This is a genomic window from Pseudohongiella sp., from assembly GCF_040877505.1.
GTDB lineage: Bacteria > Pseudomonadota > Gammaproteobacteria > Pseudomonadales > Pseudohongiellaceae > Pseudohongiella.
In genome coordinates this window covers 109,518-131,682 of sequence record NZ_JBBDNQ010000034.1, presented here as the reverse complement: position 1 = coordinate 131,682, position 22,165 = coordinate 109,518, and the positions used below count along the sequence as shown (strand labels likewise).

The following is a 22,165-nucleotide window of genomic DNA, read 5'->3' as shown; positions in this document are numbered from 1 at the left end:
CCATTTCAATTTCATTCAGTTCCGGTTGTCCGGCGCACTGGATAACCGCGCCAATAATTGTTCATTGCTAAGCGCTGCCTCGCGGTAGAAATGACGCATCTCCTGCAATCGCTTTTTGGTATCTGTCAGGTGCTCTGGTATGTTTCTGTCTGCGGTTTCCACGATGGACTGCATATGACGCATTCGCTGCAGATAGCCATCAATCATGCGCAGAAACGGCGCATCGCTGAGTTGATAGTAGTCCTGGCGATCGCCAGGCACGGTGACTTTTTCTATAAAGCCGATACTGACCAGCATGCGGGCATTGGTGCTGACACTGCCGCGACTGACTTTCAGCTCTTCGGCCAGTTGCGCAAAACTGACCGGACCGCCATGAATGATAAAATAGCCTGCGATGCGGCCCGCGATTCTGGGCAGGCCATCGACCTGTGCATTCAGGCCCATCTGCTCAACAAAGTAGTTCACACCATCGGTTTCGTGATTTTGCCGGGACGGTGTCGGGGTTTTATGCTCGTCTGGTCGGGTCATGTTTGTCTGCATTGAGGCTTGTCGGTTGTTTAGTTCTGACTGAATATAATGAATATTACGCGATTGGAGCGTGCGATGTCTTGGGTCGCGCGCCGGGATGCGACCAATAGCGGTGTAATCCGGTCAGGTGGTTGGTTGTCGCCCCGTCTTTTTTGCTTGTGCCGCGCCCGATTGTGGGCACACAGCGCTGATTTGAATCCTGCGGCGCGTTACAATGGCGCCACGCAACAAGAGCAATGAACAATCTGGTCGGGTTCTGACCGGTGAACACGGAGTTGGATATGACAGCAAAACAAGTGACAGAAGAATTTTCGGTGGCAGAGCAAATTACCGCCGATGATGTGGATGTGCTGGCGGCCGCCGGCTATAAGACCATTATCTGCAACCGGCCTGATGGCGAGGCCGTCGGGCAGCCTCCGGTTTATGAAATTATGGGGGCGGCTCAGGATCATGGTCTGACTTTTCGTCATATTCCTGTGGTCTCCGGACAACTGAGCCTGCAGGATATTGCCGCTTTTACCGAGGCGCTGGATGAATGTCCGACCCCGGTGCTGGCATTCTGTCGTTCGGGTACGCGCTCCATACAGCTGTGGGGGCTTGTCAAAGGGCTCAAGGGCATGCCGCCCGAAGAAATAGTCGAACGAGGCGCTGCGCTGGGCTACGATTTGCGCGGCGTGGCTGGTTGGCTGGCACAGCAAAAGCAGGAGTAAGAACAGGGGGCACGCACACCGGGAACAGGGTCAACGGTGAGTGCAAACAGTCGTCATAACAGAGCGCTCTGCTTATGCCAGTACGCTATTTACCCGTTTTGAGTTGGGCCCGAACCTATACATCTCACCAGTTTTCCGATGATCTGCTGGCATCGGTGATTGTTATGGTGATGCTGGTGCCGCAGTCGCTGGCTTACGCCATGCTGGCGGGGTTACCACCGGAAATGGGACTGTACGCCAGTATTCTGCCCTTGGCTGCGTATACTGTTTTTGGCAGCAGCCGGGCCCTGTCGGTAGGGCCGGTGGCGGTGATTTCATTGATGACGGCGGCGGCCATTTCCGGTCTGGGCCTGACTGCGCCCGCGCAAATCGTCAGCGCAGCGATGACCCTGGCCCTGATGTCAGGGCTGTTCCTGGTACTGATGGGGGTGTTGCGGCTGGGATTTTTGGCCAATTTCCTGTCACATCCGGTCATCGCCGGATTCATTACCGCCTCCGGCGTGCTGATCGCAGTTGGGCAGCTTCCTGCCATTGCTGGCCTGAGTGCGTCAGGTCACAACCTGCCGGAGTTGCTGCAGTCACTCAGTGCGGCAATCGTTTCGGCCTGGCCCGAATTCAATCTTCCAACACTGATCACCGGGGTTGCCACGCTGGTCTACCTGGTCTGGGCGCGGACCAGCCTGGCAGCTCTGTTGCTCAGGGCTGGCATGACAGACCGGGGGGCGATCATCGTAGCCCGGCTCAGCCCCATCGTGGCAGTTGTTGCCAGTGGCCTGGCGGCCTGGCATTTCGACCTGGGTGAGCGTGGTCTCGCGCTGGTAGGTGACGTGCCGGCCGGTTTGCCGGTGCCAGGGCTGCCGGATTTATCATCAATCCCCTGGATGAACCTGGCCGGGCCGGCCCTGTTGATTGCGACACTGGGTTTTGTGGAATCGGTGTCCGTGGCCCAGGGGCTGGCGGCGAAGAAACGACAGCGTATTGATCCGGATCAGGAATTGATCGGCCTGGGTGCATCGAACCTGGCTGCGGGCTTTTCCGGTGGTTTCCCGGTAGCGGGCGGTTTTGCGCGTTCCGTGGTCAATTTCGATGCGGGTGCGGCAACACCTGCGGCGGGGTTGTTTGCGGCCATGCTGATTGCCGCGGCGACGTTTGTGCTTATGCCCTTGTTGGCATGGCTGCCCAAAGCAACACTGGCAGCGACAATTATCGTTGCAGTATGGTCGCTGCTTGACTTCGATATTGTCGGCAAAGCCTGGCGCTATTCACGGGCTGATTTTCTTGCTGTCACTGCAACGCTTGCAGTGACCCTGATGATTGGTGTTGAGGCCGGTGTTGCTGCCGGTATTCTGGTCTCGATTCTGGTGCATCTGTATAAAAGCTCGAGGCCACATGTCGCTATTGTCGGAGAGATTCCCGGCACCGAACATTTTCGCAACGTGGCGCGCCATCAGGTGATTACCCATGAGCATATCCTGTCCTTGCGGGTTGACGAGAGTCTCTACTTCGCCAATACGCGCTACCTGGAAGACCTGGTATACAAGGAGGTGTCTGAGCGGGGTGCGTTACAACATGTAATACTGATGTGCAGCGCGGTTAATGAAATTGACCTGAGTGCGCTGGAGTCACTGGAGGCCATCAACAGACGGCTGGACGAACTGGGCATCAAACTGCACTTGTCTGAGGTCAAGGGGCCGGTCATGGACGCCTTGCAGCGTTCCCGCTTGCTACAGGACCTGAGCGGCCAGGTGTATCTGAGTCAACATCTGGCCGTGCAGGATCTGATCTAGCGGGTCACTCAGCGTTCGACTGCGATTGCGACGCCCTGGCCGCCACCGATGCACAGGGTTGCCAGGCCTTTGTGTACGTCGCGTCGTATCATTTCGTGAATCAGGGTCACCAGCACCCGGCAGCCTGATGCGCCGATCGGGTGGCCCAGCGCAATGGCGCCGCCATTGACATTGACTTTGGCCATGTCCCACTGTAACTCCTGACCGACGGCCAGCGACTGCGCTGCGAATGCCTCATTGGCTTCAATCAGGTCCAGTTCATCCAGCGTCCAGCCGGCTTTTGCCAGGCAGCGCCGGGTTGCCGAGACGGGGCCGATGCCCATTATTTTCGGATCCACACCGGCATTGGCCCAGGCTTTTATTTTCACCAGTGGTTTCAGGCCTGCGCGTTCAGCAGCGGCCTTGCTGCAAACAACAACGGCTGCCGCTCCATCATTGAGGCCCGAGGCATTGCCGGCGGTGACGGTACCGTCCTTTTTAAAAACGGCGGGCAAACGCGCCAGTGATTCCGCCGACGTGCCAGCGCGTGGTCCCTGATCCTTGTCGACAACAACAGGATCCCCTTTGCGCTGCGGAATTTCGATGCCAATGATCTCGTTCTTGAACAGGCCATTATTAATGGCGTCATTGGCTTTCTGTTGAGACAGGGCTGCAAACGCATCCTGATCTGCGCGGCTGATCGTGTATTTTTCCGCCAGGTTCTCCGCGGTAATGCCCATGTGGTAATTGTTGAACGCATCCCACAAGCCGTCGTGCAACATGGTGTCGATAGCCTGCCAGTGACCCATTTTCTGTCCCGAGCGGGAATTGGGCAAAACATGCGCGGACTGGCTCATGTTCTCCATGCCGCCGGCCACAATCATCTCAGCGTCGCCACTGAGAATGGCCTGTGCGGCCAGATGTACGGCTTTGAGGCCGGAACCACAAACCTTGTTAATGGTCATTGCCGGGGTTTCAAAACCCAGGCCGGCATTGATACTCGCCTGTCTCGCTGTGTTCTGTCCACAACCGGCGGTCAGTACATGGCCCAGAATGACCTCGTTGATCTGTGCCGGGTCGATCCTGTTGCTGGCGAGCAGGTGCCGGATGACCTGGCTGCCCAGGTCAGCCGCGGTGATGGCTGCGAGATCGCCCTGAAATGTACCAATTGGGCTGCGACCGGCAGCCACGATGTATAAGTCTTGCATGATTGTTGCCTGTTTATTTTGTTGTATGAAGAAAATTGTATTCAGTCAGATTGAATGAGCCGGGCATTGGCATATTTCCAGACCTTTGGGCATCAGCGGGTCAACGATTGTGCCGGTTCGCTATCAGCTGCTCAACCACTGACGGATCAGCCAGGGTAGTAGTGTCTCCCAGGTTGTCGGTCTCGTTGGCAGCAATTTTGCGCAGAATTCGCCGCATGATTTTGCCGGAACGGGTTTTGGGCAAGCCGGGTGCGAACTGGATGATATCGGGGCGCGCAAACGCGCCGATTTCGTCTGCAACAAACGCAATCAGCTCCTTGCGCAGGGCGTCTGACTCATCAATCCCAAGCATCAGGGTAACATACGCGTATATCGCCTGACCTTTGATGTCGTGGGGGAAACCAACAACGGCGGCCTCGGCGACGTTGGGATGTAAAACCAGCGCACTTTCGATTTCGGCGGTGCCCAGGCGGTGGCCGGAGACGTTGATGACATCGTCTACCCGGCCAATAATCCAGTAGTAGCCGTCTTCATCCCGTCGGGCGCTGTCGCCGGTAAAATAGTAGCCAGGGTAGGCTTTGAAGTAGGTGTCGATGCAGCGTTGATGATCACCAAAAACGGTACGAATCTGACTGGGCCAGCTTTGTGTGATGACCAGGTTGCCTTTGCCCGCGCCGGTGATGATGTTGCCATCGGCATCCAGAAGTTCGGGTTTGACACCAAAAAATGGCAGCGTGGCGGAACCGGGCTTCAAAGCGGTTACGCCGGCGAGGGGACTTATCATGCTGGCGCCGGTTTCGGTCTGCCACCAGGTATCCACGATCGGACATCGCTTTTCGCCGACAATATCGTAATACCACTCCCAGGCTTCAGGGTTGATCGGTTCGCCCACCGAGCCCAGCAGGCGCAGAGACTGCCGGGATGATTTCAGTACCGGTTCATTGCCCATGCTCATCAGTGCCCGCAGCGCTGTGGGTGCAGTGTAAAAAATATTCACCTGATGTTTGTCGATGACTTGCCAGAAACGCGAGGCGTCAGGGTAGGTGGGCACGCCTTCAAAAACAAGTGACGTGGCACCATTGCAGAGTGGGCCGTAGACGATATAACTGTGACCGGTAACCCAGCCCACATCGGCCGAGCACCAGAATATTTCGCCTTCGTGATAGTCAAAGATGTATTTGTGACTGATGGCAGCACTCAACAGATAACCAGCGGTGGTGTGCAGCACGCCTTTGGGTTTGCCGGTGGAGCCGGATGTGTAGAGGATGAACAGCGGGTCTTCCGCATCCATGACTTCTGCCGGGCACTGATCGTCGACCTGATCGATGGCGTCGTGGTACCAGATATCCCTGCCTTCCTGCCAGGACACCTGGGCATCGGTCCGTCTGACGACAACAACGCTGTGAACGTCAGGGCAGTGAGCAAGCGCCTTGTCGACGTTGTCCTTAAGGGGTATGACTTTGCCGCCCCGTACACCCTGGTTGGCGGTGATCACCGACCGGCAATCAGAGTCCTGAATGCGGTCTTTGATGGCGTCAGGTGAAAAACCACCGAACACGACTGAGTGAATCGCCCCGATGCGGGCGCAGGCCAGCATGGCGTAAACCGCCTCCGGGATCATGGGCATGTAGATACAGACGCGGTCGCCTTTTTTGATACCACGTTGCTTCAGCACATTGGCCAGTCGGCATACCGCTTGATGCAGATCGCGATAGGTAATATGCAGGCTGTCTGCGGGATCGTCACCCTCCCATATCAATGCGGTCTGGTCAGCGCGCTGGGGCAGGTGACGGTCGACGCAGTTCCAGCAGGCGTTGAGTTTGGCGTCTTTGAACCACTGCACATCCGCCTTTTTGAACTCGCCGGTGAAAACTTTGCTCCAGGGCTGGAAGAAACCCAGAAAGTGTTCGGCCTGTTCGCCCCAGAACGTTTCCGGGTCATTGATGGACTGCTCATACATGCGCTGGTAACCGGCCATGTCGATCAGGCTGTGAGCGGCTTTGTCAGGATCAACCGGGTAGACGTTATTGTGCGACATGATGCTCTCCTTGGGTTGGGCCCTTTTTATTCTGTCAGGGGCACTTCGATGTTATCGATCAGTCGGGTGGCGCCCACAAAGGCGGCGGTCAGTATGACAAGACGTTTATCTTCGGCAGTTGCGGGCGCCAGAGTATCGGCCTGGCAAATATTGAAGTAGTCCGGTCTTATACCGTGCGCCAGAAACGTCTGGGTGGCATCGCGCTCGAGCGCGCGGAAATCCCGCTCGCCTTGTGTTATGCGCCCGGCGGTTTGTGTCAGGGTGCCATACAGGCACAGTGCTGTCTGCTTCTCTGCGTCGCTGAGGTAACCGTTGCGTGAACTGAGGGCGAGCCCATGACGGTCGCGCTCGGTGGCAACGCCAACTATATCGATGTCAAAGCACAGGTCAGCGGTCATTTTGCGAATAACCTGAAACTGCTGGTAGTCCTTCAAACCGAATATCGCGGTATCCGGTTGCACAATATTAAACAGTTTGCTGACCACGGTGGCGACACCATCAAAGTGGCCGGGGCGACTGGCGCCACAGTGACGCTCTGAAATGCCGGGCACACTGACGACGGTATGTTGTTCCAGGCCGCCGGGGTAGATATCGTCGACAGGGGGCACGAACAGGCAATCGCAACCGGCGGCGGCCAGCTTCTCTATATCGGCATCCGGCGTACGTGGGTACTTGTCCAGATCTTCGTTACGGCCAAACTGCATCGGGTTGACAAAAATGGTGCTGACCACAAAGTCAGCCCGGGCCACGGCAGTTTCCACCAATCGGATATGACCCTGGTGCAGATTGCCCATGGTGGGTACCACGGCTATGCGCTTGCCTCTGCGACGGGTATCGTCAAGCAGCGTTCTGAGTTCTTTGGCATGATGAATGATCTGCATGGCAGTGCCCCGGGCTTTCAACACCCTGTCAGTCAAAACTGTGTTCTGCTGCCGGGAAAACGCCGTGTTTGACAGCATCGGCATACGCTTTGATGGCGCCGGCAATGCCATTGTCGGATTCGGACAGAAAGTTTTTCACAAACTTCGGCCGGATCGGGGAAATGCCCAGCAGATCGTGCAGTACCAGCACCTGTCCGGTTGTGTGTGGTCCGGCGCCTATGCCGATAACCGGAATTTCCAGGGTTTCGGTGATGCGTTTTGCCAACGCGGTTGGTACGCATTCCAGCAACAGAATACTGGCGCCGGCGTCCTGCAACTGCAGGGCTTCCTTGACCATGTTTTCTGCCTGCACAGGGTCACGGCCCTGGACCAGGTAACCGCCAATACGGTTGATTGATTGCGGCGTCAGTCCCATATGGACACAGACCGGAATGCCGCGTTCCGCCAGCAGTTGCGTCGAGCTGGCCAGCCAGGCGCCGCCTTCAAGTTTCACCATCTCGGCACCGGCTCGCATCAGCGCGGCGGCATTTTCCAGGGTTTCGGTTTCCGAGGAATAGCTCATGAACGGCATATCCGCCATCAGGAAGGCGGTGCTGTTGCCACGTTTGACACATTGCACGTGGTAAACCATGTCGGCCATGGTTACCGGCAATGTGTTGTCGTGGCCCTGCAACACCATGCCCAGTGAATCGCCTACCAGAATGACCTCAACCCCGGCATCATTGAGCAGGTTGGCAAAACAGGCGTCATAGGCCGTCAGGCAGGCAAATTTGAGCCCGTCGGCGCGAATCTTGTTCAGCGTGCTCAGGGTGATATGTTTTTGTGCGGATTGTGAACTCATGCGAAGCCGCCTCCTGAGTGTCAGCTTAGCGTGACAGTTGTTGTCACAGCAAGGTCGGTTTGGGGTTGAAGTAATGTGTTCCCTGGGGCGCTGCCATGATCTGGCTGACCAGTTGCTGGTAGTCTTCGTCCTGCCCCACCAGGTCCAGATCGGTGCTGTTGACGATCAGCAGGGGAGAGCGGTCGTAGTAGTGGAAAAACGAGGTGTAGGCATCGTTCAGGCGACCAAGATAGTCAGCTTCTATGCTCTGCTCTGCGGCGATGCCGCGTTTCTGTATGCGTTGCAGAAGGACCTGCGTAGGCGCCTGCAGATAAATCACCAGCTCCGGCACGGGGGCATCAATGGTCAGGTGCTGATATACATTCTGGTAGAGCAGGAATTCGTCCGGATCCAGGTTCTGTCGGGCAAACAGCATATCTTTGTCGATCAGAAAATCGGCAACCCTGACGGGCTCAAACAGATCGTCCTGTTTCAGCTCCTGTAATTGCTGGGATCGTTGAAACAGGAAAAAAAGCTGGGTCGCCAGGGCGTGTTGTTTCGGGTTGCGATAGAAACGCTCAAGGAAAGGATTGTCTTCGGGTTTTTCCAGCACAATGTCGTAGTTGAATGTTTCTGCCAGGCGTTTGGCGAGACTGGTCTTGCCAACGCCGATGGGGCCTTCGACGGCGATATAGTGTGGTATGCGGGCCATCAGTCAGCTGACTCCGGTTTGCGTGGTTTGCGTCGCCGCTTCCGAGGTGCCTTGCCGGGTACCAACGCGTCGATCATGGTGTTCTGTGTATCAGCATCGACCTGCTGAAAGCGCGTCCACCAATCGCCCAGTCCATTGAGTTGCTCACCGGCTTCTTCGCGCAGCAACAGAAAGTCGTACGCTGCCCGAAATCGTGGGTGCGTGAATGCAATCTCGACACTGCGCCGGTTGCGCGGGCTCAGGCGCAGTTGCAGCTCCCAGATTTCACGCATCATTGCCGTAAAGCGTTTGGGAATTGCAGTGTATTTTAGTTGCTCAACAATGACATCGCCAGCACATTCCTGCAAGGTGCCCAGTGTTGGAATTTTGTTGCCAATTTCTTCGCGTATGGCGGCCTGCAGCGGGGGCCACAACAGGGCCGCGTACAGAAAAGCCGGGGTGACCGATTTGCCCTGGGCGAGGCGATTGTCAGTGTTGCGCAAAGCCAGCGTCAACAGCTTGCTCTCGGGGTCGCTGTCATCCTGAAGGCAGGCCATGGTGGGGCGGAACAAATAGTCTGCGACCTTGTACTGTCGCAGCAAGGCGAAAGTCCTCTCTGCCTGGCCGTTAGTAAACAGTTTGACGGTTTCGTCGAACAGACGGGCAGAGGAAATGGATTCCAGCAGGCCAACCAGGTTTGTTATCGGTTTTTCGGTATTTTTTTCAATGCCAAAATCGAGTTTGGCGGCGAGCCTGATCGCACGCAGTATACGAACCGGGTCTTCACGATAGCGTGTTTCCGGGTCGCCGATCATGCGTATCAGGCGCTGGTCGATGTCAGGCAGACCGTTGACAAAGTCCAGAATCATGAAGTGATTGGTTGTGTAGTACAGAGCGTTGACAGTGAAGTCACGGCGTACGGCATCTTCTGCGATATTGCCATAAACGTTGTCACGCAAAATCATGCCGCTGCTGGAGTGGGCAGAATCAAGATGTTTGATGTGTTTGCGCGACTCGCCTTCGTCAACTTCAGTCTCGATTTCATGGTGCGCACGAAAGGTCGTTACTTCGATAATTTCCCGGCCATAACGTACGTGGACAATTTTAAAGCGACGGCCAATGACACGGGAGTTGCGGAACAGGTCCCTGACTTCCTCCGGCGTGGCATTGGTGGAAATATCAAAGTCCTTGGGGTGGCCTCCCAGCAGCAGGTCGCGGACGCCGCCACCGACCAGAAACGACTGGAATCCGGCGTCATTAAGGCGGTAAAGGACCTTCAGGGCGCTGGGGGAAATGTCTTTGCGTGAGATATTGTGTTGTTCGCGGGGGACAACAGTGACTTTGCTGACGTCGATATCCAGCTTGAGCTGTCGCAAATCCTCCCGGGGGTCGGACGCGTGGTTGCGTCTGGCGGGTTTTTGTCGTGTCTTTCTGTGGCTCGGCTTGTCTTCCTGTTGATTGCCCCGCCGCTGGCTGTCGCGCGTATTGGCGGATCTGGCGGGGGCTGCTGGCCTGGCAGGTTCGGCATCAACCTTGTCGGTTTTGCCAAAAAGCAGTCGGGTAAGCTTTTTAAACATCAGATACGTTGCATCCGTTCACATAGCAGTCGGCGCCAGTGTCGTGTCGACAAAAGCAGAAAGCGTAATAATACACTGAAGTGATAGAGCTTTGCAGAGATTTGCAGGGATTTACAGAGAGAAATGCTCTGGGGGGTGACTCGACCCCCCCGCAAGGAAGGTATTTGATTATTTTTATTATTATTTCTTTTTGTTCTTGTTCAGGGGGCACTAAATTAAATGCCTGAGTTCTAAACAGTACCAGTAGCTAATCGGTAACACACCGAACCATGTCTACTTGCCCGTTTTGATTATTTTTATTGTTATTGCACACCTATCTCAGATGTCATTTTTATTATTGTTAAGCGTTATTATTGTTATCTGTTTTTATTCTTATTGGGGTATACAGAGCAGGAAGCGTGCCACAAAATGCATTATTAACAATATCAATGATTTAGGTATTTATGGTGCTTGCGGATGTGACTGTGATCACACAAAGTGTTACCAAATTTCTCTTATGCTGTGTGTAGATGGGTATCGGTAACAGTTATTGCTCAGGTGTTTCTAGGCCTGTTTTTTCTTGCGCGGAAGGCCGAATCGCTGGCGTCTCTCCCACAGGCATTTGCGGCTGATGCCGAGTTTTTTCGCCAGCTGCGTTTCGTTCATCTGATCCTGGTGCTCCAGCACAAACTTCTGGAAATAGTCTTCCAGCGAGAGTTCCTCTGCCGCATCGCCATCATCATTGGCCACCTGGCCATCCAGCGTACGTTCGAGCAGGGGGCGAATAGCACGTTTGCTGCCACTGAGGTCAATAGCCAACAGTTCGGTGCCAATGTCCTCGTTTTCGGCGAGAACCACTGCCCGTTCTATCGCGTTTTCAAGTTCTCTGACATTGCCCGGCCAGGGGTAGGTGGCAATGGCCTGTGTTGCTTCTTCGGTGAAGCGAAGCATGGGCGACTTCAGGCGCCTGCAGGTGCGCGCCAGGATGGCGTCAGCAAGTTCCAGGATGTCATTGCCACGTTCTTTCAGGGGAGGCAGTAACAGGGCCATGACGTTGATTCGATAATACAGGTCTTCGCGAAAATCACCGTCAATGACCAGTTGCTTGAGATCCCTGTGAGTCGCGACGACAAGGCGGACATCGACTTTGCGCGATTGCACCGAGCCCACTTTGCGAATTTCGCTTTCCTGCAGCACCCGCAGTAACCGTGCCTGGGCTTCAAGTGGCAGTTCACCGATCTCATCCAGGAACAGAGTGCTGCCACTGGCGGCCTCTACCAGGCCGGTGCGATTGGCGGTGGCCCCGGTAAATGCCCCTTTTTCGTGGCCGAACAGCTCTGACTCAATGAGGTTTTCGGGAATGGCCGCGCAGTTGACCGAAATCATTTCCGATTCGTGCCTGTCACTCAGGCCGTGGATGGCGCGAGCGACCAGCTCTTTACCGGTGCCCGACTCGCCGTTGATCAGGACAGTAGAGTTGGTTTGTGCCACTTTGCGGATTCGGCGAAACAGCTCCATCATTTGTGGACAACTGCCGATCATGCCGGGCACTGGCGGTTCGGGCGGTGGCTCAAGGGATTTGGCCGCGGGTTGCCGACTGGCGTTTTCCTTGATGATGCGGGCGACCGCCTGCAGCATCTCCTCATGCTCAAAGGGCTTGGGGATATAGTCAACGGCACCCATTTTCATGGAATCGATTGCTGAGCGCAGACTGGAGTAACTGGTCATGATGAGAACGGGGGTGCGGGTCGCTTTGATCAGATCGGTGCCAGGCGCACCGGGCAGGCGCAGATCACTGATGACGATATCAAATTGTTTGTCGCCCAGTTGCTCAGTCGCCTCTTTTACCGAGCCGGCTTCGCTGACCTGATACTCATGGCGTTCCAGCAGCCGACGAAGTGCGGTGCGAATTACCTGCTCATCCTCTACAACCAGAACTTTGTGCTGTGCAGTCATGTGTGTGCTCGATTGCGGCCGGCCGGATTGATTCGATCAGCCTTCGCGTGTGGTTTCATCATAACAGGGAAAACTCAGGATTACCCGTGTTCCGGGGTAGTCCTGGCGCTCTGTGGCGTTCATTATATCAATATGGCCGTCAAGATTTTCAACCAGGCTGTAGACCAGCGCCAGGCCCAGCCCGGTCCCATCGCCGGGCTCCTTGGTGGTGAAAAACGGCTCAAAAACCCGATCCTTGAGTTCGTCGGGAATACCGCTGCCTTCGTCGCTGACGCTGACCTGCACTGAGGCTGCTATGCGCTCGCACTCAATCCTGATGATACTGTCCGGTGGGCTGGCGTCACGGGCATTGTTTATCAGGTTGACGAGGATCTGCAGCAGCTGTTGAGAGTCTCCCAGCAAGCGTGCATCTGCATTGCATTGAACTTCAAAGCCGATTTCCTTGCCTTTCTTGTTCAACGACACCAGTGTGATGGCCTCTTCCACGCACTCGGCAATGCTGACCACTTCCCGGCGCCGCTCGGTTTTGTTATGGCTGCCGCTGTGGGCAAAATTGACCAGTGACTGAACGATCCTTGAGGTTCTGTCAGTCTGTTCGATGATCTGCCGGGCCATGGTACGCAACTCGTCATTCTGCGTTTCGTCACGGATATTCTGGGCCAGACATGCAATACCGGTGATCGGGTTGCCGATCTCATGGGCGACGCCAGCGGCCAGTCGACCGATAGATGCCAGTCGCTCACTGTGCGCCAGCTCTTCTTCCAGCAATTCGGTTTCGGTCAGATCTTCCAGCAGCACAATAACACCGTCCTGGCGTATGCGTTGACTGGCGGATTTTTCGATCACAGCCTTGTGCAGGCTGATATAGCGTTTGCTGCCGTGAACGTTGATGGTCTGTTTGTGCAGGTGGGCAGACTCTGCACTGCGGAAATTGTTGATCAGACTGTACCAGGGCTGACCGATTTCGCTGATGTGCAGACCAACGGCCTCGTCGCTGTTGAGGCCGGTGAGCGTTTCCATGGCGTGGTTCCACATCACGATCTGATCCTCGGGGCCCAGGGAGCACACCCCCAGAGGCAGCTCCATCAGAATCTGCCGATGATAGCGGCGCAGGTTGTCCAGGTCTGCCGCCATGCCGGACAGGTTGCTGCGATAGGCCTCGATGCGACTTTCAATGGTAGTGACATCGGTGGTGCCGGGCTCACTGTTGGATGAGAAGGGCAGAAACCGGTCGATCAGGTCATGACCAATGGCCGGTCCCAGCAGGCCGGACAGGTTGGCCTCCAGCCGGCTTCGCAACAGGCGCAAGGACTGCGGACGGGTGTCCTTGCGCTCCATATTGAGGTCGCGCAAAGCCTGAACGACTTCGCGAGTGGCGGTTCGTTCGCCCAGAGGTTTGGTCAGCTGACTGATAAACTCTTCGGCTGATGCCGCACGTAGGCCGGCGCGGCGCTGTCGGCGCAGGTTGTCCACCGAGCAGATATCGGCTGAAATCCGTTCTTCCTTGGAGCTGCGTGTCATCACCGATACCAGCATGAACATGGCAACATTGCAGACCAGTGACAAAGCGACGATTTCGCGCGTGTTCAGGCCGCCCAGCGTGACAAAGTTGGTGCCGGCCACCACTGGCAGTACCAGGAAGATGAACCAGATGGCGGTGCCGATGGCCAGCCCGGCCATGAAACCTTTTTTGTTGCCCCGGGGCCAGTACAGCAGCGCGATGATCGCCGGCAGGAACTGCAGGCTGCCAATCAAGCCGATGTTGCTGACCGCGCGAATGCTCTGATTGTCGCTGGGCATGTAGTAGAACAGAAAGCCGCCCCAGATCAGGGCGGTGATTAACAGGCGTCGTTTCCACAGCAGCCAGCGGTAAATGTCCTGCTTGGCGGTCGGTTGCCAGACTGGCAGGATCAGGTGGTTCAGGCACATGGTAGACAGCGCCAGCGTAATGACAATAATCAGGCCGCTGGCTGCCGACAGCCCGCCGACAAAACCGATCAGGGTAAACAGCTCCGAGCCGTAGTCCATGCCCAGCGTCACGGTGAAGTACTCCATGGGGTTGGCGCTGCCGGCTTTCAGCCCGGCCCAGAGAATGGGCAGCACCGGCAGACTGAGGAGCAGAAAATACAGCGGTAGTCCCCAGCTGGCGATGGTCAGGGCGCGCGGATGGTTGTTCTCGTGGAATGTCATGTAGAACATCTGCGGGGTGGCAACCGCAGCGGTGAAAAACACCAGTACCATGACCTGGAAAGTGCCGGGCGCGGCGGGCTCTTTCAGCTGGCGCAGAAGCTCGGGTTGTTCCCGCAGCCACTGATCCATGGCGTCCATGCTGCCAAAACCGGTGTAGACCGCAAAACCGCCCACCAGCAGCAGTGCCACCAGCTTGACCAGTGATTCAAAGGCGATGGTCATCACCAGGCCTTCGTGGCGTTCCCGGCCTGAGCCTTTGCCGGTGCCAAAGAAAATGGCGAACAGGGTGATCAGTATGCAGAAACTCAGTGCCAGGGTGGTCTGCGATGCGTCCGGCGACAACAGGCCAACAATATTGGCAACGGCCTGGATCTGCAGCGACAACAGTGGCATGACGCCCATCATCATCACCAGTGTAGTCAGCGTGCCGGCCCATGGGCTGCGATAACGAAACGCGAGTAAATCGGCCAGTGAACTGAGCTGGTAGGTTTTGGTCAGGTTCAGAATCGGGCGCAGGAAAATGGGGGATAGCAGAAACGCCAGCGAAATACCGATGAACGGTGCCAGGTAACCAAAGCCGTCGCGAAAGGCGTTACCTGTGGCGGCAAAGTAAGACCAGACACTGGCAAATACACCCAGAGACAGAACGTAAACAACGGGGTGACGGACAATTTTTTCCGGAATCCAGCCTTTTTCGGTGATGAATGCAATTCCGAACAGAATGCCCAGATAACCGATCCCGATGGCAAACAGGGTGCTGAGTTCAAAGCTCATCGGCGTTCTGTTCCCGGTACGCCCAGGCGGCCAGCGCTATGACGGCAAAGCAGATGATAAAAGGTCGGTACCAGGCGCCATCTGCGTTCAGGGCCCAGTCTACGCTGAGCAGAAACAGCAGGTAGGTAAAAACCAGAAAAATCAGCGTTGATGGTGGTATGTACATGGTCTGTGTTGTCAACTGAACGAAGAATTCACAGGAATAGTAGCTAACTTGGGTACGCGCTGTATATCCCAGTTTGGTATTGCCCACGCCAGCTGTTCGGTCGGCGGCGCCTTGCGCAGCTCAGCGGGTGGCCGCTGGCGCAGAAAAGCCAGCGCTTCGTACATATAGTCGCTGGCACTGTTGCGCTGCAACGGGCGGGCAAAATGCTGTTTGCTGAGTTTCTGGCCCTGCTGATTGGTTGCAACCGGAATATGGGCGTACGTTGGCTGTGGACAAGCCAGAGCCTGTTGCAGGGCCATCTGTCGGGGAGTGGAGTCCAGCAGGTCATGTCCCCGCAGAATGTCGGTAACGCCCTGGTAGTGATCATCGACCACGACTGCCAACTGGTAGGCAAACAGGCCGTCGCGTCGACGCAAGACAAAGTCTCCGCATTCCTGAACCAGGCTCTGGCTGAAGTGGCCCTGTATGCGATCTTCCAGTGTGTAAAGAACGTCCGATACTTTGAAGCGTGTGGCGCTGCTGCCCGCCGGTGGCGTCAGGCGTGCACGGCACAGGTTGTCGTAGACCCCGCCCAAGGCCCGGACGCGCTGTCGTGAGCAGTCACACTGATAGATCAAATCCCGGGTTGAAAGCGTTGCCAGTGCTGTCGAGTAGGCTTCCAGCCGACTGCTTTGGTAAAGCACCGGGCCGTCCCAGGTCAAAGCAAGGTCTTCAAGGGTAAACAGAATCTGATCCGCGGCGCCCGGTGGTTCGCGCGCCGGATCAAGGTCTTCCATGCGCAGCAGCCACTGGCCCCCGCGAGAGCGGATGTCCAGAAAACTCGCCAGTGCGGCGAGCAGAGAACCAAAATGAAGAGCGCCGCTGGGGGAGGGGGCGAACCGGCCAATGATGTTGTCGCTGGCGGCAGTCATCAGGACCGGGTCAGGCGCCCCACTGCTTCTCGCGAATTTCATCCAGGGTTTTGCAATCGATGCACTTGTCAGCGGTAGGCCGTGCTTCCAGGCGTCGAATGCCGATTTCGATGCCGCAGGATTCGCAGAAACCGTAATCGTCCTGGGCGATCTTCTCGATAGTGGAGTCGATTTTCTTGATCAGTTTTCGCTCACGATCACGCGTGCGCAGCTCCAGACTGAATTCTTCTTCCTGGGTGGCGCGATCGGCGGGGTCGGGGTAGTTGGCCGCGTCATCCTGCAAGTGATGTACGGTGCGGTCTACTTCTTCCATTAGCTGATTGCGCCACTGGCGCAGGATCATTTTGAAATGTTCCCGCTGTTTTTCGTTCATGTACTCCTCTCCCTTTTTCGCTTTATAGGGAGTGAAGTTTTTCAACACTGACGCGTTAACAGCAGGTGCTTCTTTCTTGGACATGGTTAACCAGGCCTCGTACCCTTGCGGGTTTTCCAGAATTCTGACGCCTTGCCCCTGCTTTATACTGCCCGGCAAAAGGATCCGGAAGGCAGAACAGGGTGGACAGAATTGTACTCTCAACAGTAGCGCGATCCTGCGCGCTTGCCAACAGAAACTAGGCCGGATCGGGCACTGCGCGCTCCGGCGCAGGCGGGTCCAATACGGCAAGCGCAGTAAGCTACCAGATTATTGGCGTCCAGGCCAGAAAAAATGCTATGTTCGCCGCTCTTGTGGCCAGCCTCTTTTGTTATTGACCAAAGGGACACTATAAAGGCAGTTTATGTCAGTTTTCCGACCCGTGGCGGCGGACCGTACCCGCCTGATTAATCCGTTTCGTGTCATGGATGTGCTGGAGCGCGCCCGGCAGCTTGAACTTGCCGGCGCCGATATTGTGCACCTGGAGGTAGGCGAGCCGGATTTCGCGACGGCTCCCCAAATTGTGGCAGCTGGCGTCAAAGCGCTTGAGCTGGGGCATACTGCCTACACACCGGCCGCCGGTCTGCCTGCACTGCGTGAGCGAATCGCCGGTTTTTATGCTGATCATCATGGGGTGACCGTCGACCCTTCCCGGATACTTGTAACACCCGGGGCAAGCGGTGCCCTGGTACTGGCTGCCAACCTGTTGCTGAATGCGGGCGACACTGTCCTCATGCCTGATCCGTCTTATCCGTGCAATCGCAATTATGTGCATCTGGTGGGTGGCAGGGCCGTGCTGCTGCCGCCTGTGACGCCTGGCAGTCCGGCGCCGACCCCCGCCCAGCTTGACACGGTATATGACGGCTCAGTCAAGGGTTTGTGGCTGGCATCGCCAGCCAATCCAACAGGCGCGGTGATTCGGGCCGACGAAGTCAAAACACTGAGTGACTGGGCGTCAACGCACGATGTGCACCTGCTTATGGATGAGATATATCAGGGGCTGGACTATTTAGATGACCCCGCTGCAGGCGCGTTAGATGGCCCAGCTGCAGGCGCATTAGATGGCGCCGCTGCAGGCGCGTTAAATAGCCCAGCCGCAGGCGCATCAGATGGCCCAGCCGCTGGGACCATGGCTAATTTGCCAACCGCGCTGGGTTATAGTCCCAACAATCTGGTAGTGAACAGCTTTTCAAAATATTTTGGCATGACCGGGTGGCGTGTTGGTTGGCTGGTGGTGCCGCAGGCGTTGGCCGCGACGGCCAATATTCTGGCGCAGAATCTGTTTATCGCAGCCCCGACACCGGCCCAGCATGCGGCCTTGCGTGCGTTTGATGCGGATGTGACAGAGGTGTTGGAGCAACGCCGCGAGGCCTTCCGGCAGCGTCGCGATTTTTTGTGTGATGCCCTGCGCTCGGTGGGTTTTACATTGCCGTGGCAAGCCGATGGCGCGTTTTATTGTTACGCGGGCATTGAACGCTTTGCTGATGACAGTGAGGCGTTTTGTCAGATGCTGCTGGAGAAGCACGGAGTTGCGGTGACGCCAGGCACCGACTTTGGTCGACATGATGCTCACAAGTATGTGCGTTTCGCTTTTACCAACAGCCTGCCGCGGCTTGAACTGGCGGCCGAGCGCCTGCAACTGGCCCTGCGCTGAATCCTGCTAGATTCTGCCCAGCAGTGCGATATCGTCTTCGTTGACCATGATAAAACCATTGCCACTTTCATGGGCAATGGTTTTGAGTGACTTGCCGCGACACGGGCCTGAGATGCACTGGCCATCTTCCACCACAAACAGTGCGCCGTGAGTAGAGCACTGGATGAATATCCCGTCCGGATCCATGAACTGGTCTTCCAGCCACTCCAGTGGTGTGCCCAGGTGCGGGCAATAGTTGTAGTAAACGTAAATCCGGTCTTCCTTTTTGACGGCAAACAGATACTTGCCGTTGACCTCAAAACCTTTGGCACGACCTTCTTCAATATCATTCTGATGGCACAGGGTAATCATGTTGTCACTTGTCCTCCGGGCGCTCAGCTCAGCGCCTGGCTAAAATCATGCAGCAGGTCCTCAATGTCTTCAATACCAACGGACAGGCGGATCATGTTGTCGCCAATGCCCATGGAGGCACGGCGTTCTGCGCCCATTTCAAAAAAGATGGTGTGTGCCACTGGAATAGCCAGCGTTCGCGTATCGCCCAGGTTACTGGATGAGATGACACACTGCAGCTTGTTCAGGAAATCGAAACAGTCGATATCGTCCGCCAGATCAATGCTCATGATGGACCCGGTTTTTCTGAACAGAGACCTGGCGCGTTCATGCTGCGGGTGGTGCGGCAGACCCGGGTAGTACACTTTTTTGATGCGGGGGTGCTGGTCACAGAATTCGGCCAGCAGTTGCGCGTTTTCGCTGGCCCTGTCCATGCGCAGTGGCAGGGTTTCCGAGCCGACCGCCAGATGATGTGCCGCCTCCGGTCCCAGGGTGGCGCCAAAGTCGCGCAGACCCTTTTTGCGAACCTGTGTGGTGCCCCAGAGTTTGACGTCACCCTTGCGGTAAGTGTCAAAAATATTGTCGTAGCTGCTCCAGTCGAACAAACCGGTATCGGTCAGCATGCCGCCCAGGGCATTGCCGTGGCCGCCAATAGTTTTGGTCAGCGAATTGACAATGAAGCTGGCGCCGACACTGATCGGCCGGAACAACCAGGGGGAGGTCATGGTGTTGTCAACGATGTAGATCAGGCCGTGCTGTTTACACAGTTGTCCGATACCTGTCAGGTCGGCTACCTGAGTGACCGGGTTGGCGATGGTCTCGGTAAACACCAGTCTGGTGTTGTCCTGTATGGCGTCAGCCACCGCACTGGCAGAGGTGGTGTCAACAAAGCTGACCTCAATGCCAAAGTTGCGGAACGAGTTGAACAGACTGTTGGTGTTGCCGAACAGAAAGGCACTGGCAATCATGTGGTCGCCTGCGCGCAGCAGTGCAAACAGCGCTGACCCTATCGCTGCCATACCGGTAGCGAACGCGGTGCTGGTGATACCCTGCTCCATTTTTGTGATGCGTGTCTGCAATGCATTTACAGTGGGGTTTTGCTGACGGCCATAGTTGTAGCCAGCCATCTTGCCCTGGAAAACGGCCGCCAGGTCGCGGGCGTCTTCATAGGTATAAGCCACCGAGGTATGAATGGGTTTATGCAATACACCGTGCTCAGGCTTGTCGGCCCGGTCGGCGTGCAGGTTGCAGGTTGTGAACCCGCTGCGGTCGTCGTTGCTCATCGGTTCTGATTATCCTGTGGACGTGCCATTGCAGGTCGCGCGGTTGTGTGTTGCTGTTTGTCTGATGATCACGGTGCTTCCGTGCTCAGTGTCGCATACAGCGGCAGCGAGTTGACCATGGTCTCGATATTACCTAGCCGGGCCCGATAGCGCGGGCTGTTGCGATCACTGTAGTACTCAGTAAAGGTCTCCTCCGACATGCCGTCACCCTCGGTATCCGGCTCCGGAATATAGTCTTGCTCGGCGCTGACATCGCGCAGCCGTAACTGCAATTCGCGCGCGATCTGTTCATTCTGAGTGGCCATTTCGCCCATGGTCAGACCGGCTATATTGGCCGTCATGTCACTGAAGCTGAATCCGCTTGTGTACCGGGCATCATACACTTCTTTGCTGTTGGCCAGAACCTCGGCAATGCCGGCGCCCGCAGAAGCGGCAATGGCTGCCGCACTGACAAAGTGTCGACCCAGATCCTGCCGTTGATATAGCGTGACGCGCAGTTGGGGGGGTGAATAAACGCTGTCATTGGCAACGCCGTCCAGCAACTCATGGATGCTCAGATTGTTGACGTACAGGGACAATGCCTGCAGCAGACTGCGGTTTTCGGCGACCGCGCTGGTGCTGCCCGAGCGCTCGCTGGCTTGGGCAAACAGGTCGGGCAGGAATGCCTGCAGTGATACTGTTCTGCCATGCTGTGCGGCTTCACGGGCGATATCGCCGATATGGGCGTAGTAACTCAAAAGGCGTTGACGGTCATCTTCGCTGACGAAGATTTGGCGTGCCTGGGATCGCAGTTGCGCCAATACCTCGGGTTCCCATTGCAGTGTCAGGTGCAGCAGGTCGTCACCCAGCGCAATCGAACTGACGCCATGCCTCAGCTCGGCCAGTTCCTGGCTCGCAGCGCTGGCAGTCTCCAGTCTGTCACCGGCCAGGTTTTCGGCGACACGGACAATGCTGTGGGGAATCGGGAGGTGGCCGGCATGCAGTGAAATCAGGCGTGCTCTGCCCTGATCCTGGGCAAAGCGGGCGCGCAGATTCAGATACAGCGTAAGCGGGCCGATCCGGTGCGGAATACTCATCCAGGCCCGGGCATGATCGCCTTCAAGTTTGAACCGAGCGGCGACGTCCTGCATCTGAGGCACGTTTGCCATGGCAAACGCGGCAAGCAGGTTCAATTCGTCTGTATCCAGGCTCAGGTCGCGCTCGCCCCGGCTGCGGAACTGCGCCGGGCTGTTGTCGACGATAAGCTGTTCGATACTGCGGATATCTGTACTGGACAGAGTGCCCGGATGTGGCACGGCAGGGCGAAGGCTGACAGAGGCCAGGGCGAGCAGCAACAGTGCCAGTGTTGCCAATGTCAGTAGCCATGTCAGCAGTCTTCGAATGCGCAGTAGGGTCATTGCTGTGCCGTCATAGTGAATGCCTTTCTGTTGATGGCGTCCTGTGGGTGGCGTCATGTCGCGGGGTCCGAAGGCTGGCGGCCAATGGAGCGTCAATGGCAAAAGTCGATTATAAAGTAACTGGAAGCGAATTTTCAGTCCATATGCCTGTTACGCGGCTTAAAATGAGGGTTTCAACAGGATTCCTCGTGCGGCACTGGCCAGCGTGCACCCAGTCATTATAAAGTACGTGCTGGATTCGAAGATTCTCAAAGGTATACCGATGAATAAATTCGTAAATAGACCATTGCGCCTGGGTGGTCTGGTGTTACTGCTGGTGTTGTCAGCCTGTGCAGGACAGCGCGCCGAGCAGGAGGCCCTGCTGGCACAGCAGGAAGCAGCGGCAGCGGAAGCGCAAGCAATGGCGGAGCGCGCACAGCAGGCCGAGGCAGCCCGACTGGCGGCTGAGGCGTCTGAACGGGAATTGCGGGCAGAACTCGAACGGGTAGAGCGGGAGCGCGCAGAGCTGGCCGAGGCACGTGCCGACGCTGAGCGCGAAGCCGCTGAGCGTGCGCGGCAGGCAGCAGCGTTGCAGGCACAGCAGGAAGCGGCTGAACGGGCTCGTATACAGGAGCAACAGTCTGCGCGGATCGACGCACTGGAGCGGCAGATTACCGAAGCTGAGGCACGAATCCGGCGACGCGAACAGGCCAATGCCAAACTGATCGAAGCTATTACCGCAGCTGAGGAGTTGCTTCAGATGCTGGCCAGCGAGCAGCTCAAGTATGAAGATGTCGACGCTGAGGGCCGGACCGTGGAGCCTTTGCAGAAGTCACTTATTTCCGAGCTCGAAACGCGCAAGGACACCCTGGTGCGGGAAGCGCAGCAACTGGGGAACTAGCAGAGGGGGCTCAA

19 protein-coding genes are annotated in these 22,165 nt (G+C 56.6%); 4 read left to right on the top strand and 15 right to left on the bottom strand.

What is annotated here, in order from left to right; all coding sequences use genetic code 11:
* Positions 1–15: 15 nt before the first annotated feature.
* Entirely contained in the window at positions 16–528 is a 513-nt protein-coding gene (locus tag WD071_RS12855) for a GbsR/MarR family transcriptional regulator (protein ID WP_368048781.1), read from the bottom strand.
* A gap of 281 nt (positions 529–809) precedes the next feature.
* Between WD071_RS12855 and WD071_RS12850 the strand changes: the two genes are divergently transcribed.
* Complete coding sequence (locus WD071_RS12850) at positions 810–1,238, top strand: TIGR01244 family sulfur transferase (protein ID WP_368048780.1); 429 nt, start codon at positions 810–812, stop codon at positions 1,236–1,238.
* A gap of 74 nt (positions 1,239–1,312) precedes the next feature.
* Positions 1,313–3,025 carry a SulP family inorganic anion transporter gene (locus WD071_RS12845; protein ID WP_368048779.1) on the top strand — a complete coding sequence of 571 codons (1,713 nt, stop codon included), beginning with the start codon at positions 1,313–1,315 and terminating at the stop codon, positions 3,023–3,025.
* A gap of 8 nt (positions 3,026–3,033) precedes the next feature.
* Here WD071_RS12845 and WD071_RS12840 read toward each other — a convergent pair whose 3' ends face one another.
* The 11 genes from WD071_RS12840 to dksA all read right to left on the bottom strand — a co-directional run bounded on the left by WD071_RS12840 (position 3,034) and on the right by dksA (position 16,652).
* A complete protein-coding gene (locus tag WD071_RS12840) occupies positions 3,034–4,212 on the bottom strand; it encodes an acetyl-CoA C-acetyltransferase (protein ID WP_368048778.1) in 1,179 nt (392 codons plus the stop codon).
* A gap of 100 nt (positions 4,213–4,312) precedes the next feature.
* Positions 4,313–6,250, bottom strand: a complete 1,938-nt coding sequence (acs, locus tag WD071_RS12835; RefSeq protein WP_368048777.1) for an acetate--CoA ligase — start codon at positions 6,248–6,250, stop codon at positions 4,313–4,315.
* A 26-nt stretch (positions 6,251–6,276) separates the two neighbouring features.
* Entirely contained in the window at positions 6,277–7,131 is an 855-nt protein-coding gene (gene panC / locus WD071_RS12830) for a pantoate--beta-alanine ligase (protein WP_368048870.1), read from the bottom strand.
* Between the two features lie 28 nt (positions 7,132–7,159).
* The gene (gene panB, locus WD071_RS12825; RefSeq protein ID WP_368048776.1) at positions 7,160–7,972 is read right to left on the bottom strand and encodes a 3-methyl-2-oxobutanoate hydroxymethyltransferase; all 813 of its coding nucleotides are present in this window, start codon (positions 7,970–7,972) and stop codon (positions 7,160–7,162) included.
* 43 nt (positions 7,973–8,015) lie between these two features.
* The gene (locus WD071_RS12820) at positions 8,016–8,663 is read right to left on the bottom strand and encodes a deoxynucleoside kinase (protein ID WP_368048775.1); all 648 of its coding nucleotides are present in this window, start codon (positions 8,661–8,663) and stop codon (positions 8,016–8,018) included.
* Positions 8,663–10,219: a polynucleotide adenylyltransferase PcnB gene (gene pcnB / locus WD071_RS12815; RefSeq protein WP_368048774.1), complete on the bottom strand. Its 1,557-nt coding sequence runs from the start codon at positions 10,217–10,219 to the stop codon at positions 8,663–8,665. Before pcnB ends, WD071_RS12820 begins: the two co-directional genes overlap by 1 nt.
* A 543-nt stretch (positions 10,220–10,762) precedes the next feature.
* Positions 10,763–12,154 carry a sigma-54-dependent transcriptional regulator gene (locus tag WD071_RS12810; protein WP_368048773.1) on the bottom strand — a complete coding sequence of 464 codons (1,392 nt, stop codon included), beginning with the start codon at positions 12,152–12,154 and terminating at the stop codon, positions 10,763–10,765.
* A 36-nt stretch (positions 12,155–12,190) separates the two neighbouring features.
* Positions 12,191–15,118 (bottom strand): ATP-binding protein, encoded by a 2,928-nt coding sequence (locus WD071_RS12805; RefSeq protein ID WP_368048772.1) that lies wholly within the window; start codon positions 15,116–15,118, stop codon positions 12,191–12,193.
* Positions 15,108–15,284, bottom strand: coding sequence for a hypothetical protein (locus WD071_RS12800; protein ID WP_368048771.1), 177 nt, complete (start codon positions 15,282–15,284; stop codon positions 15,108–15,110). The genes WD071_RS12805 and WD071_RS12800 overlap by 11 nt, the downstream gene beginning before the upstream one ends.
* An 11-nt stretch (positions 15,285–15,295) precedes the next feature.
* On the bottom strand, positions 15,296–16,195 hold the full coding sequence (gene gluQRS, locus WD071_RS12795) for a tRNA glutamyl-Q(34) synthetase GluQRS (RefSeq protein ID WP_368048770.1): 900 nt from the start codon (positions 16,193–16,195) through the stop codon (positions 15,296–15,298).
* A 10-nt stretch (positions 16,196–16,205) separates the two neighbouring features.
* The gene (gene dksA, locus WD071_RS12790; RefSeq protein ID WP_368048869.1) at positions 16,206–16,652 is read right to left on the bottom strand and encodes an RNA polymerase-binding protein DksA; all 447 of its coding nucleotides are present in this window, start codon (positions 16,650–16,652) and stop codon (positions 16,206–16,208) included.
* 319 nt (positions 16,653–16,971) lie between these two features.
* Here dksA and WD071_RS12785 point away from each other — a divergent pair, with 319 nt between their 5' ends.
* Positions 16,972–18,261, top strand: coding sequence for an aminotransferase class I/II-fold pyridoxal phosphate-dependent enzyme (locus tag WD071_RS12785; protein ID WP_368048769.1), 1,290 nt, complete (start codon positions 16,972–16,974; stop codon positions 18,259–18,261).
* Positions 18,262–18,267: 6 nt separating this feature from the next.
* On the opposite strand, the gene WD071_RS12780 is transcribed toward WD071_RS12785, so the two are convergent.
* The 3 genes from WD071_RS12780 to WD071_RS12770 form a co-directional block, all read right to left on the bottom strand.
* Positions 18,268–18,612, bottom strand: a complete 345-nt coding sequence (locus tag WD071_RS12780) for a Rieske (2Fe-2S) protein (protein WP_368048768.1) — start codon at positions 18,610–18,612, stop codon at positions 18,268–18,270.
* Positions 18,613–18,635: 23 nt separating this feature from the next.
* Positions 18,636–19,874, bottom strand: a complete 1,239-nt coding sequence (locus WD071_RS12775; RefSeq protein WP_368048767.1) for a cystathionine gamma-synthase family protein — start codon at positions 19,872–19,874, stop codon at positions 18,636–18,638.
* Between the two features lie 68 nt (positions 19,875–19,942).
* On the bottom strand, positions 19,943–21,328 hold the full coding sequence (locus WD071_RS12770) for a hypothetical protein (RefSeq protein WP_368048766.1): 1,386 nt from the start codon (positions 21,326–21,328) through the stop codon (positions 19,943–19,945).
* A gap of 205 nt (positions 21,329–21,533) precedes the next feature.
* Here WD071_RS12770 and WD071_RS12765 point away from each other — a divergent pair, with 205 nt between their 5' ends.
* Entirely contained in the window at positions 21,534–22,151 is a 618-nt protein-coding gene (locus WD071_RS12765; RefSeq protein ID WP_368048765.1) for a hypothetical protein, read from the top strand.
* Positions 22,152–22,165 lie beyond the last annotated feature (14 nt).